The organism is Variovorax sp. 3319, from assembly GCF_031456585.1.
Classification (GTDB): domain Bacteria; phylum Pseudomonadota; class Gammaproteobacteria; order Burkholderiales; family Burkholderiaceae_C; genus Variovorax; species Variovorax paradoxus_P.
Genome location: NZ_JAVDUZ010000006.1, coordinates 33130 through 47026, shown reverse-complemented (window position 1 = coordinate 47026; position 13897 = coordinate 33130). Strand labels below are relative to the sequence as shown.

The 13897-nt window shown below is 67.2% G+C and carries 16 protein-coding genes; 13 read left to right on the top strand and 3 right to left on the bottom strand.

The genetic code is table 11. The annotated features are described in order from the left end of the window. The first annotated feature begins 14 nt into the window (after positions 1-14). Genes J2X67_RS13570 through J2X67_RS13525 form a run of 10 tightly spaced genes read left to right on the top strand, consistent with a single transcriptional unit; the run spans position 15 to position 8078 of the window. Positions 15-614: a LysE family translocator gene (locus tag J2X67_RS13570; RefSeq protein ID WP_309953750.1), complete on the top strand. Its 600-nt coding sequence runs from the start codon at positions 15-17 to the stop codon at positions 612-614. Then, on the top strand, positions 611-1567 hold the full coding sequence (locus tag J2X67_RS13565) for a DMT family transporter (protein ID WP_309953748.1): 957 nt from the start codon (positions 611-613) through the stop codon (positions 1565-1567). Before J2X67_RS13570 ends, J2X67_RS13565 begins: the two co-directional genes overlap by 4 nt. A 39-nt stretch (positions 1568-1606) precedes the next feature. Continuing rightward, the gene (locus J2X67_RS13560; RefSeq protein WP_309953747.1) at positions 1607-2809 is read left to right on the top strand and encodes a PLP-dependent aminotransferase family protein; all 1203 of its coding nucleotides are present in this window, start codon (positions 1607-1609) and stop codon (positions 2807-2809) included. Positions 2810-2832: 23 nt separating this feature from the next. Further along, positions 2833-3459, top strand: coding sequence for a DJ-1/PfpI family protein (locus tag J2X67_RS13555; protein ID WP_309953744.1), 627 nt, complete (start codon positions 2833-2835; stop codon positions 3457-3459). Between the two features lie 28 nt (positions 3460-3487). Then, positions 3488-4159 (top strand): LysE family translocator, encoded by a 672-nt coding sequence (locus J2X67_RS13550; RefSeq protein ID WP_309953743.1) that lies wholly within the window; start codon positions 3488-3490, stop codon positions 4157-4159. Between the two features lie 5 nt (positions 4160-4164). Further along, a complete protein-coding gene (locus tag J2X67_RS13545) occupies positions 4165-4806 on the top strand; it encodes a glutathione S-transferase family protein (protein WP_281147742.1) in 642 nt (213 codons plus the stop codon). Between the two features lie 5 nt (positions 4807-4811). Next, complete coding sequence (locus J2X67_RS13540; protein WP_309953741.1) at positions 4812-5735, top strand: PhzF family phenazine biosynthesis protein; 924 nt, start codon at positions 4812-4814, stop codon at positions 5733-5735. 12 nt (positions 5736-5747) lie between these two features. Beyond that, positions 5748-6440, top strand: a complete 693-nt coding sequence (locus J2X67_RS13535) for a VOC family protein (protein ID WP_309953740.1) — start codon at positions 5748-5750, stop codon at positions 6438-6440. A 5-nt stretch (positions 6441-6445) separates the two neighbouring features. Next, positions 6446-7078: a LysE family translocator gene (locus J2X67_RS13530; RefSeq protein ID WP_309953739.1), complete on the top strand. Its 633-nt coding sequence runs from the start codon at positions 6446-6448 to the stop codon at positions 7076-7078. Positions 7079-7100: 22 nt separating this feature from the next. Beyond that, complete coding sequence (locus tag J2X67_RS13525; protein WP_309953737.1) at positions 7101-8078, top strand: threonine dehydratase; 978 nt, start codon at positions 7101-7103, stop codon at positions 8076-8078. Positions 8079-8169: 91 nt separating this feature from the next. Here J2X67_RS13525 and J2X67_RS13520 read toward each other — a convergent pair whose 3' ends face one another. Continuing rightward, a complete protein-coding gene (locus J2X67_RS13520; RefSeq protein WP_309953735.1) occupies positions 8170-8997 on the bottom strand; it encodes a creatininase family protein in 828 nt (275 codons plus the stop codon). A gap of 85 nt (positions 8998-9082) precedes the next feature. Between J2X67_RS13520 and J2X67_RS13515 the strand changes: the two genes are divergently transcribed. Beyond that, entirely contained in the window at positions 9083-9880 is a 798-nt protein-coding gene (locus tag J2X67_RS13515) for an SDR family oxidoreductase (RefSeq protein ID WP_309953734.1), read from the top strand. Here J2X67_RS13515 and J2X67_RS13510 read toward each other — a convergent pair. Further along, complete coding sequence (locus J2X67_RS13510) at positions 9877-10785, bottom strand: LysR family transcriptional regulator (RefSeq protein WP_309953733.1); 909 nt, start codon at positions 10783-10785, stop codon at positions 9877-9879. The two genes, J2X67_RS13515 and J2X67_RS13510, sit on opposite strands and share 4 nt — an antisense overlap. Before the next feature lie 86 nt (positions 10786-10871). On the opposite strand from J2X67_RS13510, the gene J2X67_RS13505 reads away from it, so the two are divergent. Together J2X67_RS13505 and J2X67_RS13500 are read left to right on the top strand one after the other, a co-directional pair. Next, positions 10872-11882 carry a zinc-binding alcohol dehydrogenase family protein gene (locus J2X67_RS13505; RefSeq protein WP_309953732.1) on the top strand — a complete coding sequence of 337 codons (1011 nt, stop codon included), beginning with the start codon at positions 10872-10874 and terminating at the stop codon, positions 11880-11882. Positions 11883-11913: 31 nt separating this feature from the next. Continuing rightward, a complete protein-coding gene (locus J2X67_RS13500) occupies positions 11914-12486 on the top strand; it encodes a GNAT family N-acetyltransferase (RefSeq protein WP_309953731.1) in 573 nt (190 codons plus the stop codon). A gap of 23 nt (positions 12487-12509) precedes the next feature. On the opposite strand, the gene J2X67_RS13495 is transcribed toward J2X67_RS13500, so the two are convergent. Continuing rightward, positions 12510-13877 carry a sorbosone dehydrogenase family protein gene (locus J2X67_RS13495; RefSeq protein WP_309953730.1) on the bottom strand — a complete coding sequence of 456 codons (1368 nt, stop codon included), beginning with the start codon at positions 13875-13877 and terminating at the stop codon, positions 12510-12512. Between the last annotated feature and the right edge of the window lie 20 nt (positions 13878-13897).

Genomic DNA, 13897 nt, shown 5'->3' with positions numbered 1-13897 from the left:
TTAGAGTGTATGCAATGAACTGGCAAGAATTCACCGCGCTGCTGGTGCTGGCCACGGCGATGAGCTTCTCGCCCGGGCCCAACACCACGCTCTCCACTGCCCTGGCCGCAAATGGCGGCCTGCCGCGCGCCATGCGTTTTGTCGTGGCGGTGCCCGTGGGCTGGACGCTGCTGCTGGTGCTGTGCGCGGCGGGTATCGGTGCACTGGTGGTGGCAGTGCCGCCGCTGCGCCTGGCCATCAAAGCGCTCGGCGTGGGCTACCTGCTGTGGCTCGCCTACAAGCTGAGCGGCAGCGGAACGCTCGGCCGCGCGGACGGCGCCAACCTCGATATCGGCTTCGGACAGGGCGTGATGCTGCAGTTCGTCAACATCAAGGCCTGGCTGCTCGCCCTCACGCTGGTTGCCGGCTGGATTGCGGGGCAGCCCGACCAGCTGGGCCGGTTCGCCATCGTCGCGCCGGTAATGCTGGTCTACGCCTTCATCAGCAACTTCACTTACGCGCTGGTCGGCGCGCTGCTGCGCGAATGGCTGGCCAAAGGCAAGCGCCTGCTGTGGTTCAACCGCGCGATGGGGCTGGTGCTGGTGCTCACGGCCTGGTGGATGCTCAGCGTATGACCAAACGACTCGCGATCAAGGACGAGACCCTGGGCATGTGGCTGGGCGTGATCGGCGTGGCGCTGTTCGCAGTCACCCTGCCGATGACACGGCTCGCTACCGGCACGCAAGACGCGCCGCAGCTTTCGCCATGGTTCGTCACGCTCGGTCGCGCCGCGCTGGCTGGCATTCTCTCGACGATCTTCCTGGCCGCGACCCGTTCGCCACGGCCCGCGCCGCACCAGTGGAAGCCATTGGGCATGGCGGTGCTCGGCAACGTGATCGGCTATCCGCTGCTGCTCGGCTATGCCCTGCGCGTGGTTACAGCCAGCCATGCAGCCGTGGTTACCGCACTGCTGCCGCTGGTAACCGCCGCGGTCGCAGCCCTGGTGCTGCACCAGCGTGCGCGGCTCGGCTTCTGGCTCTGCGCCGTTGCAGGCAGCGTGCTGGTGGTGCTGTTCTCCGTGCTGCGTGCAAGCCAGAACGGACACGGTTTCGGTTTCGAATGGGCCGACCTGCTGCTGGTCGGTGCGGTCATCGCGGCTTCGTTTGGCTACATCTACGGGGCGCAGGTCACACCGGCGCTCGGCGCTGAACGCGTGATCTGCTGGGTGTGCGTGATGGCGCTGCCCATCACGTTGCCGGCCACGCTGGTCCTCTGGCCGCAACAGCCCATTGCAACCACGGCCTGGGCGGGTTTTGTCTATGTCGGCGTGTTCTCCATGTGGATCGGTTTCTTTGCCTGGTACCGCGGCCTTGCAATGGGCGGTGCATTGCGTGTGAGCCAAACGCAGCTGCTGCAGCCCTTTCTCTCGATACTTGCTTCCATTCCGCTGCTGGGCGAACCGCTCGATGTGGTTACCCTCGGCTTTGCCGCCGCAGTGGTCTGCACCGTGGTGCTTGGCAAGCGCCTTTCGCAATCGCAGGCCGCTCCTGCCGTTTCGCCGCGCTCGGCACGCGCGGAACAATCCTGAAAATTCGCCTCTCACCCCACCCGACTGAAAGAAGATCCCATGAACTGGAAACTCGCCGCCCGCGCCGCCAAGATGAACCCGTCGGTGCTGCGTGAAATCCTCAAGGTCACCGAGCGGCCCGGCATCATCAGCCTGGCCGGCGGACTGCCCTCGCCCAAGACCTTCCCCATCCAGGCCTTTGCCGACGCCTGCGCCGAGCTGCTGCACAAGGACGGCCAGGCGGCCCTGCAATACGCCGCAAGCGAAGGCTATGGACCCCTGCGCCAGGCCGTGGCCGACATGCTGCCGTGGAACGTGGACCCCGCACAGGTGCTCATCACCACAGGCTCGCAGCAGGGGCTGGATCTCGTCGCCAAAGTGCTGCTCGACCCGGGCAGCAAGGTGCTGGTCGAAACGCCCACCTACCTTGGCGCGCTGCAGGCCTTCGGCCCGATGGAGCCGCGGCCCGTGAGCGTGGCAAGCGACGACGACGGCGTGATCGTCGAAGACCTGGTGGCCAAGGCAAAGGATGCACGCTTCATCTACCTGCTTCCCAATTTCCAGAACCCCACGGGCCGCACCATGACCGAAGAGCGCCGCGCGGCGGTCTCGGCCGCGGCCGCCGCTGCGGGCCTGCCCATCGTCGAGGACAACCCCTACGGCGAACTGTGGTTCGACGAAGCGCCGCCGCTGCCGCTGACCGCACGCAACCCTGAAGGCTGCATCTACCTGGGCTCTTTCTCCAAGGTGCTGGCTCCCGGCCTGCGCCTGGGCTTCCTGGTTGCGCCCAAGGCCGTCTATCCCAAGCTGCTGCAGGCCAAGCAGGCGGTCGACCTGCACACGCCCATCTTCACGCAGCGCATGGTTTCGGCGGTAATGAAAGACAACTTTCTCGAGAGCCACGTGCCTACCATCCGCGCGCTCTACAAGCGCCAACGCGATGCGATGATCGCCGCGCTCACGCGCGAGATGGCCGGTCTCGACGTGAAGTTCAACGCGCCGAAGGGCGGCATGTTCCTGTGGGCGCGCATGCCCGAGGGCATCGACACGGTGGCACTGCTGCCCAAGGCCGTGGAGCGCAACGTGGCCTTTGTTCCGGGTGCGCCGTTCTACGCAGGCCAGGGCGATCCGCGCACGCTGCGCCTGTCGTTCGTCACGGCCAGCGTCGAGGAGATCGACGTTGCCATCGCTGCGTTGGCCCTGACACTGCGCGAAGAACTCGCGCTGCTGGGCGAACGCAAGCTCGCACCCGAACCGGTCTGAGCCAACGCAAGAAGGCACTCACGATGCACATCGCCATACTCACCTTCGACGGCTTCAACGAACTCGATTCGCTGGTTGCACTTGGCGTGCTCAACCGCGTCAAGAAGCCGGGCTGGCGCGTGACGCTTTCCGCGCCCAGCGCGACCGTCACTTCGATGAACGGCGTTACCGTGCATTCGAGCTCCACGCTCGAAGCCGCCACCGAGGCCGAGGCGGTGCTCTTCGGCAGCGGCATTCGCACGCGAGAGATCGCAGGCGATCCCGCCGTCATGGGCGTGCTGCGCCGGCTCGACGCCAAGCGGCAGCTGATCGGCGCGCAATGCTCGGGCACCTTGCTGCTCGCCAAGCTAGGCCTTCTGGGTGCGGTGCCCGCTTGCACCGACCTCACGACCAAGCCGTGGGTGCAGGAGGCCGGCGTCGAAGTGCTCAACCAGCCTTTCTTCGCAAGCGGCAACGTGGCCACTGCGGGCGGATGCCTGTCGGCGCCCTATCTCGCGGCGTGGCTCATCGCGCGCAGCGAAGGCGTCGAGGCAGCGAAGAGTGCCCTGCACTATGTCGCACCGGTCGGCGAGAAGGAAGACTACGTGGCACGGGCCATGCGCAACATCGAGCCTTATCTTCCGCAAGTTGCGGCAACCATGGCCGCCTGAAAAACAGAAAGCAGCAAGCCACAACACCATGATCAGCCTCGCCACGCTCGCGCTTTTCCTTCTGGCCGTGCTCGCGCTGTTCCTGTCGCCCGGGCCGAACATGGCCTTCGTGCTCTCGCACGGCGTGGCGCACGGGCCGCGCGGCGGATTTGCGGCGGCGCTCGGCATTTCGTCGGCCGACCTGGTGCACACGCTCTTTGCCGCAACGGGCGTAACCGCGCTGATAGCGGCATGGCCGCCTTCCTTCGACGTGCTGCGCTACGCGGGCGCGCTGTACCTGCTTTGGCTCGCAGTGCAGTCCTTGCGCCGCAGCAGCGCATTGCCCGGCGGCACGCGCGCGCGGCCTTCCGCCTTCGGACGCATCGTGCGCATGGCATTCTTGAACAACCTGGTCAATCCGAAGGCGCTGCTGTTCTTCATGGTGTTCCTGCCGCAGTTCGTCGACCCGGCGCGCGGCAGCGTGCCCTTGCAACTGGTGCAGCTCGGCGTCATGCTCTCGGCAGCCGCGCTCGCATTCAACACGCTGCTTGGCGCATGCAGCGGCCAGGTCGGCCGATGGCTGCAGCGCCGGCCCGGCGCCGAAAAGTTCCAGCGCGGCCTGCTGGCACTGGTAATGGTCGGCCTGGCGATTCGCCTGCTGCTGCTCGATCGTCCTTCCATGCCTTCCGCCCTGTCCGCCACACCTGTCCAAGGAAGCTGAACACCATGCTCAATATCTGGGGCCGCATCAGTTCGATCAACGTGCGCAAAGTCGTCTGGTGCGCGCAAGAACTCGGGCTCGACTTTCAACGCACCGAAGCCGGCGGCCGTTTCGGCGTGGTGCAAACGCCCGAATACCTGGCGCTCAATCCGAATGCGATGGTGCCCACCATCGACGACGGCGAAGGCAGCGAGCGCGTCACGCTCTGGGAATCGAACGTGATCGTGCGCTATCTGTGCGCCAAGCATTCGCACGGCAAGTTCTACCCGAGCGAACTGGCCGCGCGTTTCGACGCCGAGCGCTGGATGGACTGGCAGCAGACCACGCTCAACCGCGCAAGCCGCGACGCCTTCGTGCAATGGGTGCGCACAGTGCCGGCCGAACGCGAACCCGCGCTCATCGCGGCATCGGTGCGCGCGAGCGAAGCCCTGTTTGCAATGCTCGACGCGCATCTTGCGCGGCAGCCCTTCATGGCGGGCGATCGCTTCACCATGGCCGACATTCCCATCGGCTGCGAGGCGCACCGCTGGTTCGGCCTGCCGCCGGCCGAATACCAGCGCCCCAGCTGGCCGAACCTCGAACGCTGGTACGGCGAACTCCTCTCCCGTCCGGGCACGCGCGGCGTGCTCGACCTTCCGCTCGAATGACACGCATGAAACCCCGCCCGTTCAAACAAGTCGACGTCTTCACCGCAACGCCCTACCTCGGCAATCCGCTCGCCGTGGTGCTCGACGGTTCCGGTCTCGACGACGCCGCCATGCAGCGCTTTGCGCAGTGGACCAACCTTTCTGAAACCACCTTCCTGCTGCCGCCGACCGAGCCCACGGCCGACTACCGCGTGCGCATCTTCACGCCGGGCGGCGAGCTGCCGTTCGCGGGCCACCCGACCATCGGCAGCTGCCATGCCTGGCTGCAGGCCGGTGGCAAGCCCAAGGCCGCGGGCCGTGTGGTGCAGCAATGCGCAGCAGGCCTGGTGCCGCTGCGGCTGGAAGGCGAACGCCTGGCTTTCTCGGCCCCGCCGCTCAAGCGCAGCGCGCCCAGCCCCACGCTGCTGGCCAAGGTGGCGGGCGCACTGGGCCTGAAGGCGCAGCAGATTGTTGCGGCCCAGGTGCTGGACAACGGCCCCATGTGGTTCGGCCTGCTGCTCAGCGATGCAGACACCGTGCTGCGCCTCGTGCCCGACCACCGCATGCTGAAGGAGCTCGGCGTCAAGGCCGGGGTGGCCGGCGTGCCTGCGGCCGAGGGCTCATCGATGCTCATCGGCCGGTCGAACCGCGAGGCGCGCGCCTTCGGCGGCAAGGCCGCGGCCGCAGAGAACGACGGCCAGAAGATCGACCTGGAGGTGCGCGCCTTCGCCGCGCCCATCGGCGTCGAAGAAGACCCGGTTACGGGCAGCCTCAACGCCGGCCTTGCCGAATGGCTGATTGCCGACGGCCATATGCCTGCACGCTACGTGGCCGCGCAGGGCCAGTGCCTCGGCCGTGCGGGGCGCGTATACATCGAGCGCGACAGCGACGGCAGGGTGTGGGTCGGCGGCGACGCCGTGACCTGCATCGACGGCCAGGTCACGCTGTAGGAGCAAGACACCATGTCCGCGCAACTCGACCACCTGGTGATCGCCGCCGCTTCGCTGGCCGAAGGCGTGGCGTGGTGCGAAGCCACCCTGGGCGTGACGCCCGGCCCCGGCGGCGCGCATCCGCTGATGGGCACGCACAACCGGCTGCTCAACATAGCGAGCGACGCGTTTCCCCAGGCGTATCTGGAAATCATCGCCATCGAACCGGGCAAGCGTCCATCGCGTCCCGGCACGCGCCGTTGGTTCGACCTGGACGATGCCGTGCTGCAGGCAGGCCTCGTGAGGCGTGGGCCGCGGCTGATTCACTTCGTTGCGCGCGTGCCCAATGCAAACGCGACCCTGCAGGCGCTGGCGCACGAAGAGCATGCGCACATCGATCGCGGCCATCTGCTGGAGGCCTCGCGCGACACGCCTGCCGGCCGGCTCGAATGGCAGATTACGGTGCGCGACGACGGCCAGCGGCTCTTCTATGGCGCGCTGCCCACGTTGATCCAGTGGGGCGCCGTGCATCCCACCGATGCCATGCCCGCTTCGGGCCTCGCGTTGCAATCGCTGCACGCCACGCACCCGCGTGCGGCCGACCTGGCCGCGGCGCTTTCCACCATTGGCATGGCCGGCATGGCCGTGCAGCCCGGCGCACCCAACCTCGTGGCCGTGCTCGACACGCCGCGCGGCCCCGTCACTCTTCGATCCGAAGGACTCTGACCGACATGCTGACCTTGACCGAAATCGCCTGGTTTGCGCTCGCCTCCATCCTGCTCGCGCTCACGCCAGGGCCGAACATGATTTATTGCGTGTCGCGCACGCTCATCCAGGGCCGCCGCGCCGGGCTCATTTCGCTCGGCGGGGTGCTCATGGCTTTTCTGGTGCACCTGTTTGCCGCCGCGCTCGGGCTCACCGCGCTGCTTTTGGCCGTGCCGCTCGCGTTCGACGCCATTCGCCTGGCCGGCGCCGCCTATCTGCTGTGGCTTGCATGGCAGGCGGTCAAGCCCGGCGGCAATGCGCCGTTCGAGGCACGCGCACTGCCGGCCGACCGGCCCGGCAAGTTGTTCCGCATGGGTTTTCTCACCAACCTGCTGAACCCCAAGGTCGCGATGTTTTATCTGTCGTTCTTTCCGCAGTTCATCCACCCAGAGCGCGGCTCGGTGCTGCTGCAAAGCATGCAACTGGGCGCCGCACAAATCGCCAGCAGCGCGGCGGTCAACACCGTCATGATCCTGGGTGCGGCGAGCATCACGGCCGTGCTGTCGCAAAGCGCGGGCTGGCTGCGCGCGCAGCGCTACATCATGGGCAGCGTTCTGGCGGCGCTGGCGGTTCGCGTCGCGCTCACGGAACGCAAGTAAGCACAAGAAAAAAAGGCCTGTCGTGAGATTCACCCGCGAAGAAATCGAATCCGCCCAGCGCACCGTGGGCGCCGCCATGCCGCCCACCCCGCAGTACGCATGGCCGCTGCTGACGCAACGCCTGGGTGCCACGGTATGGGCCAAGCATGAAAACCACACGCCGGCCGGCGCCTTCAAGATTCGCGGCGGGCTCACCTATTTCGAGACCCTGGCGCGCGAGCGGCCCGAGGTGCGCCATGCCATCAGCGCCACGCGCGGGAACCACGGCCAGTCGGTGGGCTTTGCGGCGCGGCGCCACGGGCTCGCGGCCACCATCGTGGTGCCGCACGGCAACTCGCTCGAGAAGAACGCCGCAATGCGCGCGCTGGGCGTGCAGCTGGTCGAGCATGGCGAAGACTTTCAGGCCGCCGCGGAGCATGCCGCCATGCTCGCCGAGCGCGACGGCATGCATCGGGTTCCATCGTTTCACCGAGAGCTGGTGCGCGGCGTGTCGACCGCGTATGTCGAATTCTTCAGCGCACTGAAAAGCAACCCGCCCGATGTGCTCTTCGTGCCGATCGGCCTCGGCTCGGGCTTTGCCGCGGCGGCCGCGGCGCGGGCGCATTGCGGCGTGTCGACCAGGCTCATTGGCGTGGTGTCGGCGCATGCCACGGCTTATCGCGATTCCTTTCGCGAGGGGCGGCCTGTCGAGTCTCCCGTCAGCACGCGGCTGGCCGACGGCATGGCCTGCCGCACGCCGGTGCCCGAGTCGGTGGAGGTGATCCTGCGCGAGGCCGATGACGTCATTACCGTCACCGACGACGAGGTTGCCGAGGCCATGCGCATTCTCTTCAGCGACACGCACAACGTCGCCGAAGGCGCGGGCGCTGCGGCGCTCGCGGGGGCGTTGCAACAGCAGGAGCGCTGGCGTGGCAAGACGGTCGGCATTTGCGTGAGCGGCGGCAATGTCGACTCGGAGATGTTCGCAGGGGTGCTGGGACGCAGTGGCGTGCGGACCTAGAGGCGGGCCGGGGGACATTCGCGGAGCAAGGTACCCCGTCGGCGGGTGCGCCCCCCTGAACAAGGCAGCCAACCAACCGAACCAATGACGACTAAGGCAACGGCCCAGTATTAGCCGTATCCAACGGCAGCCGAGACACCTCAGCCAACAACAACGCCAGCTGTTCCGCAGCAGCATCGACAACAGCCTGCCCACGCGCAGCAGTTGCCGCGGCCGCATTGCCCGCCGCGCCTTGCGGGTTGTAGTCCTCCATCGCCCAGCCCAGCTTTGCGCTCTTGCCGTTGCCGAGAATCGCGTAGTCCGCCGCGCGCTGCTCGGAGGTGGAGCGAAAGTTCTTCGCTTCGCCCATGCGCACACGCTCTGGCGCAAGCGCCAGCATCATCGATGTTTCGATGTCGCCCGCATGCACGCCAAAGCGATGCTCGCCGGCGTCGAACTGCGCGCCCGCGTTGCCCAGCGGAAGATTGAACCAGCTCACGCTGTACACGATGAGCCCGTGCTCCGCGCGCAGTTCGCGCGCCACGATGTCCATTGCGCCCACGTGCCCGCCGTGCGCGTTGAAGAGCACCAGCTTCTTCACGCCGGCCCGCGCCACGCCGGCGCCAATTTCTTTCCACATGCGAATCACTGTTTCGGCCGAGAGCGTGAGCGTGCCCGCAAAGCGCGCGTGCTCGGGGCTCAGGCCGATCTGCTGCGTGGGCAAGAACAGCACCGGCAGGTTGGCGGGCAGCAGCGGGAGCGCCGCGGCAACGATGCCTTCGGCCAACACGGTGTCCACACCCAGCGGCAGGTGCGGCCCGTGCTGTTCGGTCGCTCCAAGCGGCAGCACCGCCACGGTGGCTGCCACATCGAGCGCAGCAAAGTCGCGCGTCGTCAGTTGAGACCAGTAGCGGGGCAGGGATACCGAGGGAGCGTTCATCCGCCGATCTTAGAGCGGTGATTCAATCCACGCGACCCCGCGCCGCGCGGCCTCTTTTTCAACGACTCACGTCAAGGACTCTCACATGGATCTCCAGCTCCAGGACCGGCACGTTCTCATCACGGGCGGCAGCAAGGGCATTGGCCTGGCCTGCGCGCTCGGCTTCTTGCGCGAAGGTGCTCGCGTGAGCCTGGTCTCGCGCGACCTGAAGAACCTGGAGCAAGGACGCAAGACGCTCGTCGAGGCGTTTGCAGAAGCCGAAGGCCGTGTGTCGGTGCATGCCGCCGACCTCAAGGATCCGGCCGGGGCCGTGGCCGCACTCGACGCCGCGGAACAGGCCTTCGGGCCCGTCGACGTGCTGGTCAACTCCGCGGGCGCCGCGCGCCGCACGCCACCCGACGAGTTGAACGCGGCCGCTTGGCACGACGCCATGGACGCCAAGTACTTCACCTACATCCACATGATCGATCCGGTGGTCAAGCGAATGGGCCAGCGCGGCCAAGGCGCGATCGTCAATGTGATCGGCCAGGGCGGCAAGGTGGCAAGCCCCGTCCATATGGCCGGCGGCGCGGCCAATGCGGCGCTCATGCTGGTGAGTGCCGGCATGGCTTCGGCCTATGCGGCCAAGGGCGTGCGGGTGAACGCGGTGAACCCCGGCCTCACGCTCACCGAGCGGCTGCAGGAAGGGCTGAAGGCGGATGCAAAGCTGCAAGGAATCGGCAGCGACGAAGCGCTGCAGCGCGCCAAGGCAAGGCTGCCGCTCGGGCGCATTGCGGCGCCTGAAGAAATTGCCAACGCCGTGGTGTTTCTCGCATCGCCTAGGGCGAGCTACATCACCGGCGCCATCGTGGCGATGGACGGCGCCGTCACGCCGATGATCTAGGGCAGCGGCGCCAGCGCGTCGAACTTGGCGGCAAGAAAATCCACCAGCGCCCGCACACGGGCCGGCACGAAGCGCCCGCTCGGCAGCAGAGCGTGCAGGGGATAGGGCTCGGTGTCCCACTGGGGCAGCAGGCGCACCAGCGTGCCCTTGCGCAGGTCATCGCGCACGTCGAGTGCCGACTTCAACACGATGCCCCGCCCCGCAACGGCCCACTCGCGCGCGAGCGATGCGTCGTCCACGCTGCGGTCGCCCTTTACGCGCACCTCGGTCCATTGCCCGTTCTGCGCAAAACGCCAGGTGCGGTGGCGGCGCCCGCCGCGATCGAACGTGAGGCAGTTGTGGTGCACCAGGTCTTGCGGGGTCTTGGGCGCAGCATGGCGCCGCAGGTAGCCGGGCGATGCGGTGAGCAGTGGGTTGGTCAGCGCAAAGGGCCGTGCCACCAGGCGTGAATCGGCCAGCGCACCGTAGCGCAGTGCCAGGTCGACCTCGTCGCGGGTCACGTCGAGCAACCGGTCGCCGACCGAAAGCGACAACTGCACGCCCGGGTGCAGCGCCAGGAACTCGTCGAACCAGGGCAGCAGCGTGCTGCGCGTGAGGTCCGACGGGGCGGCCACGCGCAAGGTGCCGACCAGTTCGCCTCGATCGGCCGTGACCAGCGATTCGCCTTCGTCCAGCAGCTCGAAGGCGCGAACGGCGTAGTCGAGCAGCGTCTGGCCCTGCGACGTCAGGCGCATGGCGCGGGTCGACCGTTCGAACAGCCGCGCGCCGAGCTGCGTTTCCAGCCGCTTGAGCGTTGCGCTGGCGGCGGCGGGAGTCATGCCCAGTGCATGGGCCGCCGCCGTCAACGTGCCGCCGCGCGCAGTCTGCACCAGCACTTGCAGGTCTGACAGATTTTCAATTTTCATTTGAAGGTGTTGCTTCGAACGCCGGTCTTATCAATTTTCATTTGCCATCCTACAGTCGAGCCATCGTTCAAGAAAGGTCCTTCGACATGAAAGCCATCGGTTACTACCAGTCCCTCCCCATCGACAACCCCGAGTCGTTGCAGGACATCGAATTGCCCGCGCCTGCGGTCGGCCCGCGCGACCTGCTGGTGCGCGTCAAGGCCGTCTCGGTCAATCCGGTCGACACCAAGGTGCGCAAGAACATGGCGCCCGAAGCCGGCCAAGCCAAAGTGCTGGGCTGGGACGCCGCGGGCACGGTCGAGGCGGTCGGCGCCGGCGTGCAGAACTTCAAGGTCGGCGACCGCGTGTACTACGCCGGTTCGATCATCCGGCCCGGTGCCAATTCGGAAATGCACGCGGTCGACGAGCGCATTGCAGCCCTCGCACCCAAGAGCCTCGACGACGCGCAGGCTGCCGCGTTGCCGCTGACCACCATCACCGCGTACGAGTTGCTGTTCGACCGCCTCAAGGTGCCGAAAGGCGGCGGCGCGGGACAGACCTTGCTGATTACCGGCGGTGCCGGCGGCGTGGGCTCCATCCTCATTCAGCTGGCGCGCCAGCTCACGCAGCTGCGCGTGGTAGCCACCGCTTCGCGCGCCGAAACGCGGGCCTGGTGCCTGACGCTGGGCGCGCATGCGGTCATCGACCATTCGAAGCCGCTCGCGGCCGAGCTCAAGGCAGCGGGTATCGGCGAGGTCGACATGGTCGCAAGCCTCACGCAGACGGGCCAGCACTACACGCAGATCATCGAAAGCCTCAAGCCCCAGGGCCAACTGGCGGTGATCGACGACCTGCCGACGCTCGACGCGATGCCGCTCAAGACCAAGTGCATCTCGCTGCACTGGGAAATGATGTTTGCACGCTCGCGCTTCGAAACGCCGGACATCGCCGAGCAGGGCGCGCTGCTGGCCGAAGTGGCTGCGCTGGTCGACGAGGGCCGCATTCGCACCACGGCGAATGCAAGTTTTGGCACCATCAATGCGGCCAATCTCCGCAAGGCGCATGCGCTGATCGAAAGCGGCACCGCGCAGGGCAAGGTGGTGCTCGCGGGCTTCTGAGCCCTTTCGGCTTTTGCGCAAAATCGGCCGTATGGCCGACAAAATCACCCAGCCCCTGATCGAGTTCGAAACCCCGCGCCTTCGGTTGCGGCAGTGGCGCGAGAGCGATCTCGCGCCCTTTGCTGCGCTCGCAGCCGACCCGGAAGTCATGGCGTTTCTTCTGCCGCTACCCACACGTGCCGCGAGCGATGCGCTGGCCGGGCGCCTGAAGGCTCGCATCGACGAGAACGGCTGGGGCTTCTGGGCGGTCGAGCACAAGGACTCTGGTGAATTTGCAGGCTTCACGGGCCTGAACGTGCCCCTGGCCACCCTGCCCTTTTCACCCTGCGTGGAAATCGGGTGGCGCTTCGCCAGAAAGTGGTGGGGCCAGGGTCTGGCGAGCGAGGCTGCGAGCGGCGCACTTCAAGTCGGTTTCGAAAGGCTCGGTTTCGACGAGATCGTGGCGTTCACCGCCGTCGGCAACCTTCGTTCGGCGGCCGTGATGGAACGGATCGGCATGCAGGAAGACGCGGCCGGCGCATTCGACCACCCTGCGGTGCCCGAGGGACACCCGCTGCGACGGCATCGGCTCTACCGAATCGGCCGCGCTTCGCAACCACGGTGAGCACGAACGGCACCCGCGGCTAGCTACTTCGCAGCCGACACGCGCCAGACCACGTTGCCCACGTCGTCGGCCACCAGCAGCGCGCCGCTCTTGTCGAGCGCCACGCCCACAGGCCGGCCTTGCGCCTTCTCGTCGGCAGAAAGAAACCCGGTAAGTACATCGACCGGAGGCCCGCTCGGCTTGCCGCCGGTGAAGGGCACGAACACCACCTTGTAGCCCGACTTCGGCTTGCGGTTCCATGAACCGTGCTCGCCGATGAAGGCGCCGCTTGCAAACTGGGGCGGCATTCCCCGCCCGTCCGAAAAGACCAGGCCGAGCGGCGCCACATGCGAGCCCAGCGCGTAGTCGGGTGCCACTGACTTGGCGACCATTTCGGGGTTCGGCGGCGTCACGCGCGCATCCACGTGGCCGCCGTAGTAGCTCCAGGGCCAGCCGTAAAAGGCGCCGTCCTTTACCGAGGTCAGGTAGTCGGGCACCAGGTCGCTGCCGATCTCGTCGCGCTCGTTGACCACGGTCCAGAGCGCTTTGGTTTCGGGGTGCCAGGCCAGGCCGTTGGGGTTGCGCAGGCCGCTCGCAAACAGGCGCTTCTCGCCGCTTTTCACGTCCACTTCCCAGATGGCGGCGCGCCCTTCTTCGGCCGCGAGCCCGTTCTCGCCGATATTGCTGTTGGAGCCGACTGTGACGTAGAGCTTGGTGCCCTCGGCATTTGCAATCACGTTCTTGGTCCAGTGGTGGTTGATGCCCGCGGGCAGCGGCGTTACCACCGTGGGCGCGGCGCTGGCCGAGGTCTGGCCCTCGGTGTAGGGCACCTTGACGAGCGCATCCGCATTGGCGATGAAAAGCTCGTTGCCCACCAGCGCCATGCCGAACGGCGAACTCAGGTTCGACAGGAACACCTGCTTCACTTCGGCCGTGCCGTCGCCGTCAGCATCGCGCAGCAGCGTGATGCGGTTGGGGCTCGGCACGCCGGCACCGGCGCGGCTCATGACCTTCTCCATGACCCATTTGCGGACCTTGGCCACCGGGCCGCTGCCGCCGTCGGTGCTGCCTTCGGGCTTGGGCGGCTTGTTGCTCTCGGCCACCAGCACGTCGCCATTGGGCAGGGTGTACACCCAGCGCGGATGGTCGAGCCCACGCGCCAGCGCCTGCACGCGCAAGCCCCCGGCGGGCTTGGGAGCGGCGGCGTCGGCCCAGCCGACCGCGGTGGCCACGTTCACGGTGGGAACCAGCGTCTTGTTGGGCTCGGCCAGCTGCGGGCGAGGCCCGGTCGTTGCTTCGGGCGCGATCTTTGCGGCTTCGCCGCACCCGGCCAGCGCCAGCGCGGCGGCTACCGCGGCGGTGACGGTGGCAACGGAGGCCAGCGAGGAAACGTTGATGCGAGGAACCTTCATTCGCTCTCCTTGGTTGTCGC

Excerpts from the sequence above, each read along its gene's own strand:
- J2X67_RS13565 (WP_309953748.1), top strand. The coding sequence starts at position 611 with ATGACCAAACGACTCGCGATCAAGGACGAGACCCTGGGCATGTGGCTG.
- J2X67_RS13505 (WP_309953732.1), top strand. The coding sequence starts at position 10,872 with ATGAAAGCCATCGGTTACTACCAGTCCCTCCCCATCGACAACCCCGAG.
- J2X67_RS13495 (WP_309953730.1), bottom strand. The coding sequence starts at position 13,877 with ATGAAGGTTCCTCGCATCAACGTTTCCTCGCTGGCCTCCGTTGCCACC.
- J2X67_RS13555 (WP_309953744.1), top strand. The coding sequence starts at position 2,833 with ATGCACATCGCCATACTCACCTTCGACGGCTTCAACGAACTCGATTCG.
- J2X67_RS13530 (WP_309953739.1), top strand. The coding sequence starts at position 6,446 with ATGCTGACCTTGACCGAAATCGCCTGGTTTGCGCTCGCCTCCATCCTG.
- J2X67_RS13515 (WP_309953734.1), top strand. The coding sequence starts at position 9,083 with ATGGATCTCCAGCTCCAGGACCGGCACGTTCTCATCACGGGCGGCAGC.
- J2X67_RS13540 (WP_309953741.1), top strand. The coding sequence starts at position 4,812 with ATGAAACCCCGCCCGTTCAAACAAGTCGACGTCTTCACCGCAACGCCC.
- J2X67_RS13560 (WP_309953747.1), top strand. The coding sequence starts at position 1,607 with ATGAACTGGAAACTCGCCGCCCGCGCCGCCAAGATGAACCCGTCGGTG.
- J2X67_RS13545 (WP_281147742.1), top strand. The coding sequence starts at position 4,165 with ATGCTCAATATCTGGGGCCGCATCAGTTCGATCAACGTGCGCAAAGTC.
- J2X67_RS13500 (WP_309953731.1), top strand. The coding sequence starts at position 11,914 with ATGGCCGACAAAATCACCCAGCCCCTGATCGAGTTCGAAACCCCGCGC.
- J2X67_RS13520 (WP_309953735.1), bottom strand. The coding sequence starts at position 8,997 with ATGAACGCTCCCTCGGTATCCCTGCCCCGCTACTGGTCTCAACTGACG.
- J2X67_RS13550 (WP_309953743.1), top strand. The coding sequence starts at position 3,488 with ATGATCAGCCTCGCCACGCTCGCGCTTTTCCTTCTGGCCGTGCTCGCG.
- J2X67_RS13535 (WP_309953740.1), top strand. The coding sequence starts at position 5,748 with ATGTCCGCGCAACTCGACCACCTGGTGATCGCCGCCGCTTCGCTGGCC.
- J2X67_RS13570 (WP_309953750.1), top strand. The coding sequence starts at position 15 with ATGAACTGGCAAGAATTCACCGCGCTGCTGGTGCTGGCCACGGCGATG.
- J2X67_RS13510 (WP_309953733.1), bottom strand. The coding sequence starts at position 10,785 with ATGAAAATTGAAAATCTGTCAGACCTGCAAGTGCTGGTGCAGACTGCG.